The organism is Streptomyces sp. NPDC058683, from assembly GCF_042716195.1.
GTDB lineage: Bacteria > Actinomycetota > Actinomycetes > Streptomycetales > Streptomycetaceae > Streptomyces.
In genome coordinates this window covers 1-19706 of the sequence record NZ_JBHXSK010000101.1, presented here as the reverse complement: position 1 = coordinate 19706, position 19706 = coordinate 1, and the positions used below count along the sequence as shown (strand labels likewise).

Sequence of the window (19706 nt, the reverse complement as noted above, 5' to 3'; positions counted from 1 at the left end):
TCCAGGTCGTTCGTACAGTGGCGCGCTCCACCTGGACGCCATGAACCACGCCCGCTCCACGGTGTGTGGGCCGACGGCAGACGGGATGGGAGCTGAGGAAAAGTGGTGGGTGAAGTCACTAAGTCCCTATCCCCACAACGATCTCATCAGTCACTCCCGCTGTCGCCCTCGTAGATGAGCGCCCACCTGCTGTTCTTATCTCCTTGCCCTCCCTGCAGGATGACGCGACCCTCATCCTTTAGTAGATGGAGCGCATACAGAGCCTGTCGTTCGGAGAGCCCTGTGGATTCCTGGATAACACTCATGGGCGCGGGGCCACTTGAGAGAAGTGCGGCAATACTGTCCGCATTTACTCGCCGAGCCCCCGGCGCCCTTCTCGCGACATTTGGCGAGATTTCCGCACGCGACACCGTTGAAGGATTTCCCTCGGAAGCCGGTTCCGGCTCAATGGGTAGCCTCTGCTGCCCTGGCGAGCCTTCTGGAAGAAGGGTTTCAGATAGCTTATAGACTCGACCACCGCGCTCACCTACAGCCTCAGCAACACCGGCGTCCACGAGCCCAGCTAGAGCTGTCCTGGCATCCAAAGAATCCATGGGAAACGCATCCCTCAGGGATTTATTTGTCCAGTGCACCCCGTGGCGCATAGCAACCGCCGCGTGTCTTTGAATATCGCTCAGAGGTGCCGCCGGTTGCAGAGAAGCCAACCACGCCAGATCCTCGGAGGCCAGCAGGGTGTGATTTGGCACGCGCACCGTGAATCGAACACCTTGGTCATGAAACTGCGGGGGCACCATACCGGCGTCCTTGAGGCTTCTCAGAACAGTCGGAATCCCCGACGCCATGGCTTCGACCACTCGCTGATCACGCGAATAGCGAACATTTTGGCAAATCCGAGTTAGGTACCCGTTACGCGCGGAAGTTACTCCGGTCTTACCGAGACGATCCACGGTTAGACCCCAGAGCCCACCGGGGTTGCTCAAAATTAGTTGGCTACTCTCCAACTTCAACGTGATCGCCTCACCCAGCGCGTAGGGCCCAAGGTCGCGATGCATGAGAGCGTTCGAGAGCAATTCGCGCACGGCTTCAATCGGATACTCTGGCTCATCACGTCCATGCCCGTCGCGGCCGAACCGGACACGCGTTCGCGTGTTGCGCTGCACCCAACGCAAAGCCTGATCAAGAATCAGCGGAATTGGTCCGTCGAATCTCTTGGAATCCACCGCGCGAGTTCCCACAGGGTCAGCCGGCCCGGGCGCCACGCTCGCCTGAATCACTAGATTAGGAAAGTATTGCTGCGGATAGATACCGAGCGCTAGGATTCCCGCCACCGTAGGAGGGCCGCCCCTTTCAGTGACCACTCCAGTCCGAAACAGGACGTCAGCATCCTGCAAGCGCTCCAGGGCGGCCGAGGAGGTCTTGCAAGTTTCTACATAGGCGGATACTAGCGATGGATCTAGATCGTGGACCGTGGCTGCAGTTACCGCCTCTCGGTCGAAGCGAGGCGTATCACGGTTGGCAATAAAAGCTTGTTCCTCTAGAGAGGAAAGTTCGTAATCGCCATCGTACGAGCGAAGATAGGATCTACCAGTTCCTTTTACCCGGCAGGGCTTGAGCGTGGTGGACAGCTCATCAACCTGCGCCACCACTATTTCGCGACCCTCGAATTCAAAGCTCCAGGAAATCGGATTTAGGGGCGGCTCCATGCCATTTCGCGCAAGATTCGCTAGAGCCGCCTTACAGCCCGCAACATCATAAACACCCACGGAGGAGAAATTATCGGACTCATCAAGCCCAAAGATGAGCGTGCCGCCGCCGGGCGTGTTGGCGAAGGCAGACAGCGTGGGGGCGAGTGTCTGAGGGAAGCCCCCAGCGGCAAGCTTCACCTCGACCTCAGCTATGTCGCTCCCCTCACTACGCAGGTCAGCGATGATCGTTGTCAGTTCGGCCGTATCCACGAGCAAAACCTACAAGGCAGGGTTGTAGGTTTGCCAGACCTACAACCTCCTTGGGTGACCCCTACCCCTTGCCAGAAGGTCACACTTCAGTCACAGTAAGACCAAGGGTCTGCCGTTCTCGGGCTGTCGTGGATACGCTCCGTCATCAAAGGTGCAGCGTAGCGACGGAGCGTATCCACGACAGCACCACAAGGCGCTTACACTCGTCACAGAGCGTTAGTCTCATGGGGTCAGCCTCGGCGAGAAGACGCTCATCTACAAGTTCACCTACAAGTTCACCTCTCGTGTAGCTGACTCATGCGACCACCGCAGGCTGCGCTTGTCGAGTCCTTCAGAACGAGCCGGCTTCGAGCCACGGCCCCTCTTGGTATCTAGATGTTCCCCCGTGCCACAACCGTGCCAGAACGAGCCGGGAGCCACGGGGAACGGCAGGCTTCGGCAGGGCATGTACCCCATGTCCGCACGAGCGCTCCTCCCGCAGGTCAGTCAGCGAGGCCGGTTGCGGTACAGCAGCGAAGTACAGCAACCACAGCAACCGACGACGTACGGCAGTGCCCGTTAGCACCCTTCCGGCAGCCTGTATGACCGCTGATGACCGATCTCTGTAGAGCTACGGATCAGAAGGCGATGCCCTCGGTGTAAGTGATGCCGAGGGTGTTGCCGACTTGGCAGCGAAGTTAGGCCAGCAGCCCACCCACGGCGGCGAGGCGTGATCAGCTTGGGGCGTGGAGTCCATCATTGCCAGCGCCATAGCCGTTCTTGGGACCCTACTTGGGTCGGGGATCACTCTGGCTTTTCAGCAGCGCACCACCGACAGGAGCCATCAGTTCAGCCGTCGCGAGAAGCTTCGGCAGGAGCGTCTCGATGCCTACTCCGCCTACGCCGGCGCGTTGGTCAACTACCGCCGCTGTCTGGTCCATCTGTGGTTCTGTGAGCATGAGCAGTCGCCACCAGAAGATCCCAACGCAGTGCGTATTCGCGCCTACGACTTGCGCTCCAGCGCTCAGGAGGCCCTGTTCCGGGTGCAGATGCTGACGGATGACGGGCGGCTGAGTCGGACCGCGGAAGACGTCCTAGCGGACATCACGGAGCTCCCCAAAGCAGATGCCAGGGCTGAGTTGGACGAGCTGAGAGCGCGGACCCGTGACGACATCAGCCGACTCGTCAGCTCGGCGAAGCAGCACCTTTGAGGTAGGGGCACAGGTCTCTGCGCTGCTTCAGAACGCCGACAGGACCGCACCACAACCGCACCAGATCGAGCGGGGAACAGCGAGGGGTCACGCTGGAAAGGGGCAGCATCCATCGAGGAGGCACGCCGAGGTCTGGGCCGTCCCTGGGCCGTCCGAGGTCGCTCGACAGTGGCCAAGGACGACCAACGACGACCACCAGGCGCGCGAGCCCACCGCCCCTGAGCAGCAAAAACCCAGCTCACCAAGATCCCCGACAACACCCAGGGCAAGAAGAAGTAACGCACTACGACCAAGGCCCCTACCTGCGGTTTCTCCGCCGGAAGGGGCCTTGTCCGTGTCGTGCGGCAGGATGTCTGACTATGCGCGATGTTCCCGTCCCTCCAGCGGGCGATATAGCCGCCGAGTTCATTGAGCGAGGTCGGCAAACTGCTGCTGGGGAAGATTGGAAGGCCGCTGTCACTGCTTGGATCGCTGGTTCCAATGCAGGCAGCGTGGAGTCGGCGAACCTGGTGCTCACGGGGATCGCGCCGCTGAAGGCTCTGGCCGATGCCGGGGACGTCGACGCGCAGGCCCTGGTGGCCGGAGCGCTGCTCGACTTCGTGGATGATTCGGCTCTGCCGATGGTGCTGACCTACGCCACAGCCGCGGCACGGGCCGGACATCCGGCGGCCCAGCGCACCTTGGGTTTCCTTTACCGCAGCGGCCGCGGAGTGGCGGCAGACACAGGCCAGGCCGAGGCCCTCTTCACCGCGGCCGCGAAGGCCGGCGACGCGTACGCCGCGTTCAACCTGGCGGGCATGCACATCACCGGTGATGCTCGGGTGAGAGACCACGACCAGTGCCTGCGTCTGCTGCGCCAAGCAGTCGAGGGGGGCGTGACACAGGCTGCTGCCGTACTCGGTGACCGGCTTGCCGCGATCGATGAGGACGCCGAAGCGCTGAGCTGGTACCTGCATGCCGCGGAGCGAGGCCACGCGGGTTCGATGTTTGCCGCCGCTTGCTGGTACCGCGACGGTCTGGGAACAGTGCCGGACCCGGTCCAGGCCGTGCGGTGGTTCCTGGCCATGCTCGACCGCGGCAACGGAGACGGGATCCACGAAGCGATCCAACTGGTGAAGCGCGGCATGACCGACGAGCAGATCCGCATCGCCGGCGAACTGGCCGACCGCTCCTCCGAAGCCGAAACGCTCATCGCCATGGCCCGCGAGCGCGGCTGGCGAACGAACGAGTGGCAGCGATCCATCGCCTGCACGTCGAGCAGCTGATCATCCTGCTCCGGTAGCCCAAACCCGTCGCATATCGCCTAAGATATAAAAGATGGCTGCGATGATATCAAGGGAGATGGCTGATGAGCCGAACCGTGATCGACCTCGATGATCAATTGGTCGCGGAGGTGGCCAAGGCCCTCGGTACCAGCACCAAGAAGGAGACGGTGAACACCGCGCTGCGCGAGGTGCTGGAGAACCGACGGCGAGCCCTGGCGCTCACCCGCCTACGGGCGTCGGCGGAAGAAGGCGCCTTTGACCTCGACCTCTTCGAGGACAAGAGGAACTACCGCCGGTGAACTCCGCGCAATACCTGATCGACACCAGTGCGCTCGCCCGACTGCTTCGCGGCGACGCCGAGCAGTACGGATGGGACCAGGCGGCAGCCGCCGGGCTCATCGCCACCTGCCCCATCACCGAGCTGGAGTTCTTCTTCAGTGCGCGTTCCCCTGCCGACCGCGCACAAGGCATCGAAGACATGCGCCTGCTCTTCGGCTGGGTGCCGGTCGACGACCGCGCCTACGACCGCGCCTGGAGGGTCCAGGAGCTTCTCACTCAGCGCGGACAGCACCGCATCGCCGGTGCCGTCGATTTGGTGGTGGCCGCTACGGCCGAATTGCAGGGGCTCACTCTGCTGCACCGCGACCGGGACTTCGAGTGCATCGCCGCCGTCACCGGCCAGGCACTCCAGTGGTACGGCCCTGAAGCCGGCAAGTGAGCCAGGTGCGAGCCAGGTGCAGGCGGGGGTACTTCGCCGGATGGCCCTGCCCTCGCGAAGCGCTCCCCGAGCTGGACGTGTGAGCCTGCCGAGCCGAGAGCGGAGCCCCTTCCCTCTAACGCCGTTGGCCTCTCAACTCCCCATGACAGTGAGCGGCGCTTTCCCCGTCGCCGTCGCCGTCGCGGGCGCCGTCGCCGTCGCCGTCGCCGTCGCGGGCGCCGGAGGGGTGCGTCGTAGGCGACGGAAGCAGGACCGATGAGGTGGCGCCGGCTGTCGTACAGCAGCAGCCCGGCAAGTCCTAGCGTCGCGCGGGCGGATGAGGGTCCCAGCCGGCCGCGAACGACCACTTGACGTTTGGCTCCGAGGTGAAGCTGAGCGAGCCGCTGGAGTGGTTCTCGCTCATCTGGATCTCGTTCAGGGTCGGCGACACCTTCCCTTTCTCGCACAGAGTCAGAAAGGAGGCTTTCGTCGGCTGCACCCGCACGGTAAGACGCCCCGCCCCTTGGCAGTTGACGGCGATCGCGAGAGTCTTGCCCGCCCTGATCCCGCCGGGAATCTCGTAGATGGCGTTGCCCTTGGCCGAAGTGCCGCTGGCCAGGCTGGTGATGCCGTCCGAGGCGATCTTCGGGGCGCTGACCACGGAAAGTGCGTACGGGTCAGGGGTCGCGTTGGCCGTTGATGCTGTGAGCGACTCTGCTGCCGCCCGGGGAGAGCGACCGTCCGAAGTGGTCGCGTGAGGAGCGGAGTCGCAGCCGGCTGTCGCCAATGCGGCGATCAGCGCGCAGCCGAGCAAGTGGGCGGAACGCCGCGTGGTCGCCATCAGGACTCCCGGATATGTCGGCCCACCTCATGGGGCGTGCGGCTCGTGCCCACGGTCCGCACACGTGCTGCCGCTCCCGGGGCTGCGGGACTCCATGCTCACCTGGTCCGCGGAGGCGTCACGCTACCTGCACGATGTGGCCAAGGAGCGGCCAGGGGGCGGTGGGACGTGGGGCGGTCCGCGGCCCCGAGCGCAACCTTCCCGCAGGTTGGCGTGTCTCAGTCACATACCGACGCCGACCGGGTCCGGTCGGCCCATGGATTGCCTGCGCCGGGGACGACGGCTTGCCGCTGTCGTCCTGGCGCGTCTGACACGGAGAACGCATGCGTATTCGCACCACCGCGGCCCTCGCCGTCGCCTGCGGCGCCGCCGCGCTGACCTGGGTTGCCGTTCCGGTCGCCACCGCCGCCGATGCCCCGGCTTCCGTACGGCCCTGGCAGCTCGGCGGCGCGTCCGCCGACGGCAGCGCGCGCACCCCCTTCACGGCCACCACCGCGACCGCCAAGCAGCCCTACCCGCTGGCCGTCACCTTCTCCAAGGTGAAGGTCGCCGGCGGCAAGTCCGCGGTGTCCGTCGGCACGGAAGCCATCGTGCACGTGTCCTACAGCTTCCACCTCACCGCCACCAACGTGGACGTCTCGGCACCGGACTTCTTCGTCGGCCTCGACCTCTACCGCGGCTCCGTCACCAAGCCGACGAGCGACCTCTACGGCGACCAGCCGGCGACGTGCGACGTGACCTCCTCCGAGTCCTCGTACGAGAAGGTCGTCACCGGCATGTCGTGCAAGGGGAAGGTCGACATCTACCCGCGCTCGGACCTGAACAACGCCGACGCCGGAGCGAAGTGGCACGCCGTGGCCTGGGCGGTCGCCTACAACGGGCAGAAGCCCGGGGACCCTGCCGACGTGAGCAAGATCGGCACCGCCGAGCTGGCCGGGCAGGCCTCTCCCACGGTCCGCCGCCTGTCCAAGCTCACCACCAACGCCGCGCCCGAGCCGGTCAGGAAGGGCAAGACCCTCACCGTCACCGGCGCTCTCACCCGGGCGAACTGGGAGACCCACAAGTACGCCGGCTACACCGGGCAGAAGGTCAAGCTGCAGTTCCGCAAGAAGGGAACCAGCACCTACACGACCCTCAAGACCATCTCCACGGACAGCCACGGCAACCTCAGGACGACCTACAAGGCGACCGCCGACGGCTACTGGCGCTACTCGTTCGCCGGCACGACCACCACCCCCGCCGTGTCGGCCGCGGGCGACTTCGTCGACGTCAAGTAACCAGCAAGCAGTAACCAGTAGCCGTCATGCATTCCGCGCCGGAGCCGACACCCGTACCGGCTCCGGAGCGCTTCCAAAGTGGTGCGCGGTCCGCCGTTCTCCTGAGGAGGAGCCGATCCCGTACTCGTCCAGGTTGTGGTCGTCGGCCACGAGGGCTACGTGGAGTTGCCGGATCGGCAAACGCGGTCGTGGTCCTCGGCTCGGTGCTCGCATGATCCATGGTGAGGCGCCGAGGCGCTGAGGCCGAGACCGAGGAGGGGTCATGGAGGGTACGCATCGGGTTGTTTCCGGTGGTGGACGGCGGATTCATCTTGTCGAGCAGGGGACCGGGCCTCTCGTGCTGCTCGTGCACGGGTTTCCCGAGGGCTGGTACTCCTGGCGGCATCAGTTGCCGGTGCTCGCCGCGGCGGGATACCGGGCCGTCGCCATCGATGTGCGGGGGTACGGGCGCTCCGGCAAGCCGGTCGCCCCGGACGCCTATCGGATGGGCGAGCTCGTCGAGGACAACGTCGCCGTGGTGCGTGCGCTCGGCGAGGACTCGGCCGTGGTCGTCGGCCATGACTGGGGCTCCACCATCGCCGCGAACTCCGCGCTGCTCAGGCCCGAGGTCTTCCGGGCCGTGGGGTTGCTGAGCGTGCCGTACGCCCCGCGCGGCGGGCCCCGCCCCAGTGACGTCTTCGCGCGGATGGGCAGTGGTGGCGGGGGCGAGGAGTTCTACGTCTCGTACTTCCAGGAGGCGGGGCGGGCCGAGGGGGAGATCGAGCCCGATGTACGGGGGTGGCTCGCGGGGTTCTACGCCGCCTTCTCCGGCGACACCATGCCCGGACCCGGCGCTCCCGACCCGCACTTCGTCGGTGCGGGAGGCACCCTGAGGGACCGGTTTCCCGTCGGCCGGCTGCCCGGCTGGCTCGGTGAGCGGGATCTCGACGTCTACGCCGGGGAGTTCGAACGCACCGGGCTCACCGGTGCGCTCAACCGGTACCGGAACATGGACCGCGACTGGGAGGACCTCGCCGCCTACGACGGTGCCCCGATCACCCAGCCCTCCCTGTTCGTCGGCGGCAGCCTCGACGCCTCCACGACCTGGCTGGCCGAGGCCATCGAGGCGTACCCGGTCACCCTGCCCGGCCTGGTCTCCTCGCATCTCCTCGACGGCTGCGGGCACTGGATCCAGCAGGAACGGCCCGACGACATCAACCGGCTGCTCGTCGACTGGCTCGCCGGCCTGCCGGCCTCCTGACCGCCCCGTCGACTCCAGCCGTCGGCTCCAAGCCGACTTCCAACCGTCGACTCCAACCGTCGGCTCCTCCCACCCCTGCCAAGACCCGCCGCCGACGCAAAGGGCCCCCGACCGAAGCCGGGGGCCCTTACGGGTACGTCGGGTGGCTCAGCCGCACTGGCAGGGGCTGCCCGACTGGCAGCCGCAGCCACAGCCCGAGCCGCATCCGCATGCGCCGATGACCAGAAGGTTCTTGATCTCGACGGGCTGCTCGGTCTCGCGCTGCTGTGTGGGGTCGGGCGTGGTGCTGGGGGATTCGGCCATGGATCCCTCCTAGGGGTCCCTAGAGGTAGGGCGTGGTGCATTTGCCCGTTCCCCGCCCATTCCATACCTGTTCCGCTGGGCGCATCAACGGCGCACAGTGGCGCCCGAGCGCCCGCCCCGCACCACCTTGCGAGCCCAAGCCCACCCGGCGGAGTCAGGCCTACCCGGCGGAGTCAGGCCCACCCGGCGGAGTCAGACTCCCTCGGCGCCCGTCACCGGCTGGATGTCCGGCTGCAGCTCGTCCGCGTGCTCACCGGTGACCAGGAAGACCACGCGCTTGGCGACGGCGACCGCGTGGTCGGCGTACCGCTCGTAGTAGCGGCCGAGCAGCGTCACGTCGACCGCGGTCTCGATGCCGTGCTTCCACTTGTCGTCCAGCAGGTGCTGGAAGAGCGTGCGGTGCAGCAGGTCCATCTCGTCGTCGTCCTGCTCCAGCTGCATCGCCAGGTCGACGTCCTTGGTGATGATGACCTCGGCGGCCTTGGCCATCAGCCGCTGTGCGAGCTGGCCCATCTCCAGGATGGTCGCGTGCAGGTCGTGAGGGACCGCATGCTCCGGGTAGCGCAGCCGGGCCAGCTTGGCCACGTGCTGCGCCAGGTCACCGGAGCGCTCCAGGTCGGCGGACATGCGCAGCGAGGTGACGACGATCCGCAGATCCGTGGCCACCGGCTGCTGGCGGGCCAGCAGGGCTATCGCGCGCGCCTCCAGGTCGTGGTGGAGCTCGTCCACCTTCTGGTCGGCCTCGATGACGCTCTCGGCCAGCTTCAGGTCGCCGTCGAGGATCGCCGTCGTGGCGCGCCCGATGGCCGATCCGACCAGCCTGGCCATGTCGACCAGGCTGTCGCCGATCGAGTCGAGTTCCTCGTGGTACGCGTCCCGCATCAGGGTTCCCTCTCGTACGTTTGTTCCAGTGGGGGTCGGGGGCCGGGGGCCGTGGCCGAAACCAGCTGCGAACCCCACGCTCCCATGTTCTGGTCCCCGCGCGTCCGTTTCTGCCATCGCAAATGAACCAATACTGGCTCCAAGGTGAACTCTGGGCGACGAGTGTTCGAGCTGACACCTCGCGGACTGTGGGGATGTCGTACCCCCTGCTTAACCTGTTTGCATGGACGTGAACGCGGCGGTCGCCGCAGCGGCAGCGATCGCCGGGGTGCTTACCGGTGTCATCGCCATGCTGGCGTTCCGCTGGAGCGAACGCGACCAGAAGCGACCGACCAGGACTTCTCTGCACACCGACCCCGTGCTGCCCCCGGGCGTGGACACCGTACTGAGCGTGCTGCGCTCTTCAGCGGTCGTCCTCGACGAGGGCGACATCGTGGTCAAGGCGAGCTCGGCGGCGTACGCCCTCGGACTGGTGCGCGGCGGCAAGCTCGCCGTCGAACCGATGCTCCAGATGGCCCGGGACACCCGGCGCGACGGCGAGATACGCCAGGTCGAGCTGGACCTGCCCCGGCGCGGCACCGGACGCGGAGAGGCGCTCGCCGTCTCCGCCCGGGTGGCGCCCCTCGGCTCCCGGCTCGTACTGCTCCTCGTCGAGGACCTCACCGAGGCCCGTAGGATCGAGGCGGTACGACGCGACTTCGTGGCGAATGTCAGCCACGAGCTCAAGACCCCGGTCGGCGCACTCTCCCTCCTCTCCGAGGCCGTCATGGACGCCTCGGACGATCCGGAGGCAGTGCAGCGCTTCGCCGGTCGTATGCAGATCGAGGCCACGCGCCTGACCAACCTGGTCCAGGAGCTCATCGATCTGTCGAGAGTGCAGAACGACGATCCGCTGGAGGACGCCGAGCCCGTCCGAGTGGACGAACTCGTCGCCGAGGCGATCGACCGGTGCCGCCACCAGGCCGGCACCAAGCAGATCACCATGGCTGCCGGCGGCACCGCCGACCTGCACGTCTGGGGCAACCGCGGCCAGCTGGCCGCCGCTCTCGGCAACCTCGTCGAGAACGCCGTGAACTACTCGCCGGCCCGTACCCGGGTCGGAATAGCCGCCCGCCGGCTCAGCGCACCCGGCGGCGACATGATCGAACTTGCCGTGACCGACCAGGGCATCGGCATCACCGACAAGGACAAGGAGCGCATCTTCGAGCGCTTCTACCGCGTCGACCCGGCCCGCTCGCGGGCCACCGGTGGCACCGGTCTCGGACTCGCCATCGTCAAGCACGTGGTCGCCTCGCACGGCGGGGAGGTCACGGTGTGGAGCGCCGAGAACCAGGGCTCCACATTCACTGTCAGGCTGCCGGAGGCGGGCGCGGCCCGCGACCGCGCCTCGCAGCACCCCGACCCCGACCTCGATGACGAGGCCGATCGGTCCACCAGCGAGTCATCCCCGTACGAACCGCTTCCCGCCCCGGAGGTCCTTCCGTGACCCGAGTGCTCGTCGTCGAGGACGAGGAGTCCTTCTCCGACGCCCTGTCGTACATGCTCCGCAAGGAGGGCTTCGAGGTCGCCGTGGCGGCCACGGGCCCCGACGGACTCGACGAGTTCGAGCGCAACGGCGCCGACCTCGTCCTCCTCGACCTGATGCTGCCCGGCCTGCCGGGCACCGAGGTCTGCCGCCAGCTGCGCGGCCGGTCCAACGTCCCCGTCATCATGGTGACGGCCAAGGACAGCGAGATCGACAAGGTTGTCGGGCTCGAAATAGGAGCCGACGACTATGTGACCAAGCCCTTCTCCTCCCGCGAGCTGGTCGCCCGTATCCGGGCCGTCCTGCGCCGTCGCGGGGAACCGGAGGAGGTCACCCCGGCCGCCCTCGAGGCCGGTCCGGTCCGTATGGACGTCGACCGCCACGTGGTGACGGTCTCCGGCTCCAAGGTCGACCTCCCGCTCAAGGAGTTCGACCTGCTGGAGATGCTGCTGCGCAACGCCGGCCGCGTCCTCACCCGTATGCAGCTCATCGACCGGGTCTGGGGTGCCGACTACGTCGGTGACACCAAGACCCTCGACGTCCACGTCAAGCGCCTGCGCGCCAAGATCGAGCCGGACCCGGGCGCCCCGCGCTACCTGGTGACGGTCCGCGGTCTCGGCTACAAGTTCGAGCCGTAAACCGCTGACCTGGTCCTGCGACCGTACGGCCGAGCCGAGCCGTGGTCACGACCGTACGACCGGCGCACCGTGACGACCGCGGGGCCGGCCGCCGTGCGGAGATGACCGCGGGACAGCCCGCCGTGCGGTGACGACGGCAGAGTCGGTTGCCGTGCGGTGACGGCTGTGTTGCTGCCGTACGGCGAAGGGCGGCCCCCCTCGGGGGTACCGCCCTTCTCGCGTTGGTCGTACGGCCGTGCGAGCGCTCAGCCCTCGTTCGCCGACTCCGACGCCGAGTCGCTCGGGGTGGCGCTCTCGGACTCCTTGTTCTTGCCGTTGGCGCTCTCGCTCGCCGTGGCGCCCGCCGCCGGGGAGCCGGACGTCGAGGCCGAGGAGGAGGCGGACGCGGAGGGCGACGGGACCGCGCTCGGGCCCCAGCCCGTGAAGAAGCTCTCGGCGGGCACGACGAACGCGCGCAGGCTCACGTCACCCGTCGTGCTGAAGGTGAACGTGACCTTCTGCGCGTTGCCGTCCTTGACCGCCTCGCGGCTGCTGCCCAGCACCGCGGAGGCGTTGCCCTTGCCGCCCAGGATCAGCCGGCCGCCGCCCGGGATGGTCAGCGGCTGGGACTTGGTGCCGTGCAGTTCGGCGGTCTTGGCGGTGCCGGCGACGACGATCGACTGGAGCGTCTGCGGCTCGGTGCCGGTGTTGAAGATGGTCGCGGAGACCACGGCCGGGCCGGTCGAGGTGAGGTCGGGCTGGGTGATCACGGTCGCGTTCTGGACCTTGATGTCACCCACACTCGTCGCGGCGTTGTCCGGCTTGATCTCCAGCGTCTGGGAGTTGTTGCCGGCACCACATGCGGCGAGCGAGGCGACGGAGAAGGCGATGGCGGAGGCGGCGAGGGCGCCGCGTCGAAGGCTGCTGCTCACGGCGGCGGCTACTCCTTGAACGCGCGGGCGGCCCCCTATAAAGCCGCCCTAAGTGTCTGTCAGCGGCCTTAGGTTACCGAGCCGTTCCCGCGTGGCCGCACCCGACCCTCCCCAAGCCCCTCGCTTCTCTCGAGCGGCGGTACCCCCAGGACTCCACAAGTGACTCTCCGGTCACTTTGGGGGGCGCTCGTCAGGCATTCACATAACTCGCTCGCAACACCGCGCGCAAAATTTACGTGAAGGAATGCACGACGGCCGGGGAAATTGATCACGTACCGTTCGGTCGGATGCCTGTGATCAATTCCGGAAACGTCTCCGATCCGACATCGCCAGTCGAACGGAGTAGCGGAAGTCGTACGCTTGGAAGTGGACATATGGGGACGTTCGGCCACTTGGGCGGGTGTCCGGAGGTGTGTAACGTACGCGTTTCACCTCGCCCGAAGAGCCGCTCCGACCTGCGAATACCTGCTTCCGGACGGCTCGCGAAGCACGTTCCTGTTGCTGTTGTCAAGCCCCGAGATATGCCCTGACCTGCGAAAACGCCATTCAGAACCGCCGGTTTCCGTGTTACCCTGGATAGCCACGGAAGGGGTACCTGTCACATGACGTTCAAGGTTGGCGACACCGTGGTCTATCCCCATCACGGGGCCGCGCTGATCGAGGCTATCGAAACTCGCCAGATCAAAGGCGTGGACAAGACCTACTTGGTGCTGAAGGTCGCCCAGGGTGACCTGACGGTACGTGTGCCAGCGGACAATGCGGAGTTCGTCGGCGTGCGTGATGTGGTCGGTCAGGACGGACTGGACCGGGTCTTCGAGGTGCTGCGCGCGCCGTACGCCGAGGAGCCCACGAACTGGTCCCGTCGTTACAAGGCAAACCTGGAGAAGCTCGCCTCCGGCGATGTCATCAAGGTCGCGGAAGTCGTGCGTGACCTGTGGCGTCGTGAGCGCGAGCGCGGACTTTCCGCCGGTGAGAAGCGGATGCTCGCCAAGGCCCGCCAGATCCTGGTGAGCGAGCTCGCCCTCGCGGAGAACACGAACGAGGACAAGGCCGAGGCCCTGCTTGACGAGGTCCTCGCGTCCTGACGCGATCCAGCTCGGCACACCGAAACTCCGCACACTGAATGCCGCGGTGCCCGATGACACACTCTGTCGCCGGGCGCTGCGGCATGTCCGTGCCCGGAACTCGCGCACTCGGAACCCCGCCCCCGGCGGAGACCCCCGATACTAGGCGTGCCGGGCCCGGGCTGCTGGCTCGACCAGTGTCACGGAAGGGTCCGGTCAAGGCGTCGCGCCCGGCACTTCCCAGGCCATACCCACGCCAGGCCCGCACACAAACCTGACAGGAACCGATGTCTGACGATTCGCGTCCTTCGCGTACGGAACTGCGTACCGCCGCCGTGATTCCCGCCGCCGGCAGGGGCGTACGGCTCGGTCCGGGCGCCCCCAAGGCGCTGCGCGCGCTGAACGGCACGCCCATGCTCATCCATGCCGTGCGCGCGCTGGCCGCCTCCCGCGCGGTCTCCCTGGTCGTCGTCGTGGCCCCGTCCGACGGCGCGCCCGAGGTCAAGTCCCTCCTCGACGCGCATGCGCTGCCCGAGCGCACCGATTTCCTCGTCGTCCCCGGCGGCGAGTCCCGCCAGGAGTCGGTCAAGCTCGGCCTGGACGCGCTGCCCCCCGACTACGACATCGTCCTCGTCCACGACGCGGCCCGCCCGCTGGTCCCCGTCGACACCGTCGACGCCGTGATCCAGGCGGTCCGCGACGGCGCACCCGCGGTCGTCCCCGCCCTGCCCCTCGCCGACACGGTCAAGGAGGTCGAGCCGGCGACGGTCCCGGGCGACCCCGAGCCGGTCCTCGCCACGCCGGACCGCGCCCGCCTGCGCGCGGTCCAGACCCCCCAGGGCTTCGACCGTACGACGCTGGTCCGTGCCCACGAGACGGTCACCGACAACGTCACCGACGACGCCAGCATGGTCGAACAGCTCGGCGAACGGGTCGTGGTCGTCCCCGGCCACGAGGAGGCCTTCAAGGTCACCCGCCCCCTCGACCTGGTCCTCGCGGAAGCGGTCCTGGCCCGCAGGAGGCTCAACGATGGCTTCTGACCAGCCGCTCCTGCCCCGGGTCGGCATCGGCACCGACATCCACGCCTTCGAGGAGGGCCGCGAGCTGTGGTGCGCCGGCCTGAAGTGGGAGGGCGAGGGCCCGGGCCTGGCCGGCCACTCCGACGCGGACGTCGTCGCGCACGCCGCGTGCAACGCGCTGTTCTCGGCGGCGGGCCTGGGCGACCTCGGCCGGCACTTCGGCACGGGGCGCCCGCAGTGGTCGGGCGCGTCGGGCGTCACGCTGTTGACGGAGGCGGCCCGGATCGTCCGCGACGCCGGATTCCTGATCGGGAACATCGCCGTACAGGTCGTAGGCCCGCGCCCGAAGATCGGCAAGCGCCGGGACGAGGCGGAGAAGATCCTTTCGGACGCGGCCGGAGCACCGGTTTCGGTTTCGGGGGCTACGACGGACGGTCTCGGATTTCCCGGTAGAGGAGAAGGCCTTATGGCTGTGGCAACGGCGTTGGTCGTCAAACAGGCGTGAGCGGTCCTACCACGGCGTATCCGCACCTGACCACGGCGCTGTACATACCGGTCCCACCCACTACCGTCGGCCCACTACCCTAGGTCCCGTGACGATTCGCCTGTACGACACCAACGCCCGGCAGATCCGTGACTTCGCCCCGCTCGCACCGGGCTGTGTCTCGATCTACCTCTGTGGTGCCACCGTGCAGGCGGCACCGCACATCGGCCATATCCGCTCCGGCCTCAACTTCGACATCATGCGCCGCTGGTTCGAATACCGCGGCTATGCCGTGACGTTCATCCGCAACGTCACGGACATCGACGACAAGATCATCGCCAAGTCCGCCGACCAGGGCCGCCCCTGGTGGGCGATCGGCTACGAGAACGAGCGCGCGTTCAACGACGGCTACACCGCGCTCGGCTGCCTCCCGCCGACGTACGAGCCCCGCGCGACCGGGCACGTACCGGAGATGATCGAGATGATGCGCGGGCTGATCGAGCGCGGACACGCCTACGAGGCCGAAGGCAACGTCTACTTCGACGTGCGCTCCTACCCGGACTACCTCCAGCTCTCCAACCAGGAGCTGGACAACCTCCGCCAGCCGGAGGGCGAGGGCGAGACCGGCAAGCGGGACCAGCGGGACTTCGCGCTGTGGAAGGCCGTGAAGCCGGGCGAGCCCAGCTGGGAGACGCCGTGGGGTCGCGGCCGGCCCGGCTGGCACCTGGAGTGCTCGGCGATGGCCCACAAGTACCTCGGCGAGGCCTTCGACATCCACGGCGGCGGCCTCGACCTGATCTTCCCGCACCACGAGAACGAGATCGCCCAGGCCAAGGCCTACGGCGACGACTTCGCCCAGTACTGGGTGCACAACGCCTGGGTCACCATGAGCGGCGAGAAGATGTCGAAGTCCCTCGGGAACTCGGTCCTCGTCTCCGAGATGGTCAAGGCGTGGCGCCCGATCGTGCTCCGGTACTACCTCGGCACCCCGCACTACCGCTCGATGATCGAGTACAGCGAGGAGTCGCTGCGCGAGGCCGAGGCCGCGTTCGCCCGGATCGAGGGATTCGTGCAGCGCGTGGTGGAACTGGCCGGGGGAGCCGTCGAGCCCTCGACCGAGGTCCCGCCGGCCTTCGCCGAGGCGATGGACGACGACCTGGGCGTCCCGCAGGCGCTGGCCGTCGTGCACACCACCGTCCGGCAGGGCAACAGCGCGCTGGCCGCCGACGACAAGGAAGCCGCCGTCGCCCGCCTCGCCGAGGTCCGTGCCATGCTCGGCGTCCTCGGCCTCGACCCGCTCGCCGCACACTGGACCGGTGAGGCCGAGAAGGGCGAGGACCTGCACGGGGTCGTCGACAGTCTCGTACGACTCGTCCTCGACCAGCGCGAGTCCGCGCGCGGCCGCAAGGACTGGGCGACCGCCGACGCCATCCGCGACCAGCTGAACCAGTCCGGTCTGGCGATCGAGGACAGCCCCCAGGGTCCGCGCTGGACCCTCAAGTCCTGACCACCGGTCAATCAAGATCGACTGTGCCGCCCGGCCCCCCGGGCGGCACACTGCATAAGACGTACGTACGAAACGAAGCTTACGGAGACGGGTAACCCATGGCAGCCAACAACCGCCGCATGTCCGGCAAGAAGGGCGCGCAGATCGGCAGTGGCGGCCAGCGGCGCCGGGGCCTGGAGGGCAAGGGTCCGACCCCGCCCGCCGAGATGCGCAAGGGACACAAGAAGAACCGCATCGCCAACGCCAAGACGAAGCAGACGGTACGCCGACCCGCGCCGCGCGGCCGGGGCGGCAAGGGCACCTCCGAGCTGGTCGTCGGCCGCAACCCGGTCGTCGAGGCACTGCGCGAGGGCGTTCCGGCGTCGACCCTCTACGTCCAGCAGTTCATCGACAACGACGAGCGGGTCCGCGAGGCCCTCCAGCTCGTCGCCGAGCGCGGTGGCATCAACCTCATGGAGGCGCCGCGCCCCGAGCTGGACCGGATGACGAACGGCCTCAACCACCAGGGTCTGGTCCTCCAGGTCCCGCCGTACGAGTACGCGCACCCCGAGGACCTGGCGGAGGCCGCGTACGACGAGGGCGTGGACCCGCTGATCGTCGCCCTGGACGGGGTCACCGACCCGCGCAACCTCGGCGCGGTCGTCCGTTCCGTCTCCGCCTTCGGCGGCCACGGCGTGGTCGTTCCCGAGCGGCGCGCGGCCGGTATGACCGCGGGCGCCTGGAAGACGTCGGCCGGTGCGGCGGCCCGTACGCCGGTGGCCCGTGCCACGAACCTCACCCGGGCCCTGGAGGCGTACAAGAAGGCCGGCATCGTGATCATCGGTCTGGCCGCCGACGGCGAGCACGAGGTCGGTGACCTGGAGGCGCTCTCCGGACCCGTCGTCATCGTCGTGGGCAGCGAGGGCAAGGGCCTGTCCCGGCTGGTCGGCGAGACCTGCGACTACCGGGTGCGGATCCCGATGCCGGGCGGCGCCGAGTCGCTCAACGCCGGTGTGGCGGCCGGGATCGTGCTGTACGAGGCGGCCCGGCAGCGGGCCTGACGGCGGTGCCCGGCGGCGCGCCGCCGGGGCTGGACAAGCGTCCGTAACCTCACCCGCACGGGGTAATTCCGGCGTCCTGCGCATCCTTGACGGGGTCCGGACACTTCAGGGCGGTCAAAGCAGTGTCCTAACTCCACGTCACTCGGTTAGATGAGTGTGGACACCAGAACACCCCGCACACCCACGGGGGACCGCTCGCCGGGATTCCGCTCCGGATTCACTTCCGGGCCCGACGACGCTCCCGCGCTGAGCATGGTGAAGGTGCCGAGCGATCCGGCGCAGGTCATCGTCAACCACGCGAGTTTCCGCGTGCAGTTGGGCGTATCGACACGGCGTGCCCAATCCCCCGGGGTCGCACGGCACCTGAGCGCCACCGAGGACACCGCGCGCATTCCGGTCGCCGGCACGGCGGGCAGAGCGGGGGCGGCGAGCGGCCGTCGCCGCCCGGTCGTGTGGAGCGGCAAGTCCGCGCCCGACGACACCGGAGCCCACCGGCTGCTCCAGGCCGTCCGCGGCGGCAGCGTCCGGTACGCCGAGGAATCCGTCGAACCGGCCGGCGCGACCCAGGTCATCCCGCGCGTCGGCGACGGCTACGACGACCTCGAACGGACCGTCGAGACCCCGATGGTGGGCCATCCGCGCTCCCCGGCCTCGGGCGAGACCCGGCTGCTGCCGCCCATGCGGACCACGGGCAGCGCCTACGACGAACCGTCCTACGGCGAACCGGCCTACGCCGACGACGAGTTCGAGGACTTCGAGGAGCCGTCGTCGACCAGACGGCACGGCGACGACCCGGCCCGGCACGCCTACTATCCCGGCCGCCGGATGAACCTGGGCGTGGTCCTGCTCCCGCTCCGGATCTTCCTCGGCTTCATCTCCATCTACGCCGGCATGGGCAAGCTGTGCGACCCCGTCTACTTCGACGGCGGCAAGCGCGGCTCCATGGTCACCTGGCTCAACACGCTGCACCCCTGGGACGTCGCCGAGCCGCTGCGTCAGTTCGCCCTCCAGCACCCGGTCGGCTCCGGCCTGGTCATCGCCTTCTTCCAGGTGATCGTCGGCGTCCTGACCGTCCTCGGCTGCTGGCAGCGGGTCGCCGCGGTCGTCGGCGCCCTGCTCTCCGCCGCGCTCATCGTCACCGTCAGCTGGAAGACCGTCCCCGCGTACGACGCCCCCGACATCATCTATCTCGCCGCCTGGTCCCCGCTGATCATCGCCGGCGCCCCCGTCTACTCCGTCGACGGCCGCCTCGCGGGCAGCGCCTGGCGACGCCTGGGCCCGCACTCCGACATCTGGGACCTGCGCGCCTACGTGCTCCGCCGCGGCGCCCTGATCACCGCCATCACCATCGGCCTCACCCTCCTCGTCGGCTCCCTCCTGGGCGGCGCGGTCCGCGACTCCAGCCGCGTGGTCGTCCCCGGTCCCGGCGAGGCCCCCCGCAACAACCTCCCGGGCTCCCCGCTGCCGGGCGAGACGGCCAAGCACCGGAAGCAGACCCCGTCGGCCTCCACGGCCCCCTCGGGCGGCGCCACGGCGAGCCCGTCGCAGGCGGCGACCACCCCGGGCGCCGAACGCACCACGAGCGGTGCCACCACCACGACCCCCAGCCAGACCCAGGGCACCACAGGCCAGGCCCCGCCCCAGCACACGGCTCCCGCACCGACCACGGCCGGCCCGACCTCGGGCGGCACCGCGACCGGCGGCACGTCCTCGACGGGCGGCACGGGCAGCGGCACCGGCAGCACCGGCGGCGGCTCGACGTCCTCGGGCCAGCCGGGCCTGGTGGGCGGCCTGCTGGGCTAGGACGGCCACCTCATGGTGAGGGGGGGCCCCCCCCAACCGGGGGGGGGGCCCCCCCACACGGAGCA

At 68.2% G+C, this 19706-nt stretch carries 19 protein-coding genes; 14 read left to right on the top strand and 5 right to left on the bottom strand.

Features of this window, described 5'->3' with window-relative positions:
- Positions 1–146: 146 nt before the first annotated feature.
- Positions 147–1955, bottom strand: coding sequence for an ATP-binding protein (locus ACFWXC_RS52085; RefSeq protein WP_384491225.1), 1809 nt, complete (start codon positions 1953–1955; stop codon positions 147–149).
- Positions 1956–2680: 725 nt separating this feature from the next.
- Here ACFWXC_RS52085 and ACFWXC_RS52080 point away from each other — a divergent pair.
- From ACFWXC_RS52080 to ACFWXC_RS52065, 4 genes are all read left to right on the top strand, one after another.
- Positions 2681–3145 carry a hypothetical protein gene (locus ACFWXC_RS52080; protein WP_384491223.1) on the top strand — a complete coding sequence of 155 codons (465 nt, stop codon included), beginning with the start codon at positions 2681–2683 and terminating at the stop codon, positions 3143–3145.
- 491 nt (positions 3146–3636) lie between these two features.
- Positions 3637–4410, top strand: coding sequence for a tetratricopeptide repeat protein (locus ACFWXC_RS52075; RefSeq protein WP_384491221.1), 774 nt, complete (start codon positions 3637–3639; stop codon positions 4408–4410).
- Positions 4411–4493: 83 nt separating this feature from the next.
- The gene (locus ACFWXC_RS52070) at positions 4494–4709 is read left to right on the top strand and encodes a type II toxin-antitoxin system VapB family antitoxin (protein WP_384491219.1); all 216 of its coding nucleotides are present in this window, start codon (positions 4494–4496) and stop codon (positions 4707–4709) included.
- Entirely contained in the window at positions 4706–5128 is a 423-nt protein-coding gene (locus ACFWXC_RS52065) for a PIN domain nuclease (RefSeq protein ID WP_384491217.1), read from the top strand. Before ACFWXC_RS52070 ends, ACFWXC_RS52065 begins: the two co-directional genes overlap by 4 nt.
- A 298-nt stretch (positions 5129–5426) precedes the next feature.
- Here the strand turns inward: ACFWXC_RS52065 and ACFWXC_RS52060 are convergent, their stop codons facing one another.
- On the bottom strand, positions 5427–5948 hold the full coding sequence (locus ACFWXC_RS52060; protein ID WP_384491215.1) for a hypothetical protein: 522 nt from the start codon (positions 5946–5948) through the stop codon (positions 5427–5429).
- Positions 5949–6271: 323 nt separating this feature from the next.
- Between ACFWXC_RS52060 and ACFWXC_RS52055 the strand changes: the two genes are divergently transcribed.
- Positions 6272–7225, top strand: coding sequence for a hypothetical protein (locus tag ACFWXC_RS52055; protein WP_384491213.1), 954 nt, complete (start codon positions 6272–6274; stop codon positions 7223–7225).
- A gap of 262 nt (positions 7226–7487) precedes the next feature.
- Positions 7488–8465: an alpha/beta fold hydrolase gene (locus ACFWXC_RS52050; RefSeq protein WP_384491211.1), complete on the top strand. Its 978-nt coding sequence runs from the start codon at positions 7488–7490 to the stop codon at positions 8463–8465.
- A 147-nt stretch (positions 8466–8612) separates the two neighbouring features.
- Here the strand turns inward: ACFWXC_RS52050 and ACFWXC_RS52045 are convergent, their stop codons facing one another.
- Together ACFWXC_RS52045 and phoU are read right to left on the bottom strand one after the other, a co-directional pair.
- Positions 8613–8768 carry a hypothetical protein gene (locus tag ACFWXC_RS52045; RefSeq protein ID WP_351746889.1) on the bottom strand — a complete coding sequence of 52 codons (156 nt, stop codon included), beginning with the start codon at positions 8766–8768 and terminating at the stop codon, positions 8613–8615.
- Positions 8769–8960: 192 nt separating this feature from the next.
- Positions 8961–9650 (bottom strand): phosphate signaling complex protein PhoU, encoded by a 690-nt coding sequence (phoU, locus tag ACFWXC_RS52040; protein ID WP_384491209.1) that lies wholly within the window; start codon positions 9648–9650, stop codon positions 8961–8963.
- A 223-nt stretch (positions 9651–9873) separates the two neighbouring features.
- Between phoU and ACFWXC_RS52035 the strand changes: the two genes are divergently transcribed.
- Complete coding sequence (locus tag ACFWXC_RS52035) at positions 9874–11136, top strand: sensor histidine kinase (protein WP_384491207.1); 1263 nt, start codon at positions 9874–9876, stop codon at positions 11134–11136.
- On the top strand, positions 11133–11813 hold the full coding sequence (locus tag ACFWXC_RS52030) for a response regulator transcription factor (protein ID WP_010358452.1): 681 nt from the start codon (positions 11133–11135) through the stop codon (positions 11811–11813). Before ACFWXC_RS52035 ends, ACFWXC_RS52030 begins: the two co-directional genes overlap by 4 nt.
- Before the next feature lie 245 nt (positions 11814–12058).
- Here ACFWXC_RS52030 and ACFWXC_RS52025 read toward each other — a convergent pair whose 3' ends face one another.
- The gene (locus ACFWXC_RS52025; protein WP_384491205.1) at positions 12059–12724 is read right to left on the bottom strand and encodes a DUF461 domain-containing protein; all 666 of its coding nucleotides are present in this window, start codon (positions 12722–12724) and stop codon (positions 12059–12061) included.
- Positions 12725–13326: 602 nt separating this feature from the next.
- Here ACFWXC_RS52025 and ACFWXC_RS52020 point away from each other — a divergent pair.
- The 6 genes from ACFWXC_RS52020 to ACFWXC_RS51995 all read left to right on the top strand — a co-directional run bounded on the left by ACFWXC_RS52020 (position 13327) and on the right by ACFWXC_RS51995 (position 19641).
- A complete protein-coding gene (locus ACFWXC_RS52020; protein ID WP_003953493.1) occupies positions 13327–13809 on the top strand; it encodes a CarD family transcriptional regulator in 483 nt (160 codons plus the stop codon).
- Positions 13810–14075: 266 nt separating this feature from the next.
- The gene (gene ispD, locus ACFWXC_RS52015) at positions 14076–14828 is read left to right on the top strand and encodes a 2-C-methyl-D-erythritol 4-phosphate cytidylyltransferase (protein WP_384491203.1); all 753 of its coding nucleotides are present in this window, start codon (positions 14076–14078) and stop codon (positions 14826–14828) included.
- Positions 14818–15312, top strand: coding sequence for a 2-C-methyl-D-erythritol 2,4-cyclodiphosphate synthase (gene ispF / locus ACFWXC_RS52010; RefSeq protein ID WP_384491201.1), 495 nt, complete (start codon positions 14818–14820; stop codon positions 15310–15312). The genes ispD and ispF overlap by 11 nt, the downstream gene beginning before the upstream one ends.
- 88 nt (positions 15313–15400) lie before the next feature.
- Positions 15401–16798 carry a cysteine--tRNA ligase gene (gene cysS / locus ACFWXC_RS52005; protein WP_384491199.1) on the top strand — a complete coding sequence of 466 codons (1398 nt, stop codon included), beginning with the start codon at positions 15401–15403 and terminating at the stop codon, positions 16796–16798.
- Between the two features lie 98 nt (positions 16799–16896).
- Positions 16897–17838: a 23S rRNA (guanosine(2251)-2'-O)-methyltransferase RlmB gene (rlmB, locus tag ACFWXC_RS52000; protein ID WP_384491197.1), complete on the top strand. Its 942-nt coding sequence runs from the start codon at positions 16897–16899 to the stop codon at positions 17836–17838.
- Between the two features lie 150 nt (positions 17839–17988).
- On the top strand, positions 17989–19641 hold the full coding sequence (locus tag ACFWXC_RS51995) for a DoxX family protein (protein WP_384491195.1): 1653 nt from the start codon (positions 17989–17991) through the stop codon (positions 19639–19641).
- The last annotated feature ends 65 nt before the right edge of the window (positions 19642–19706 follow it).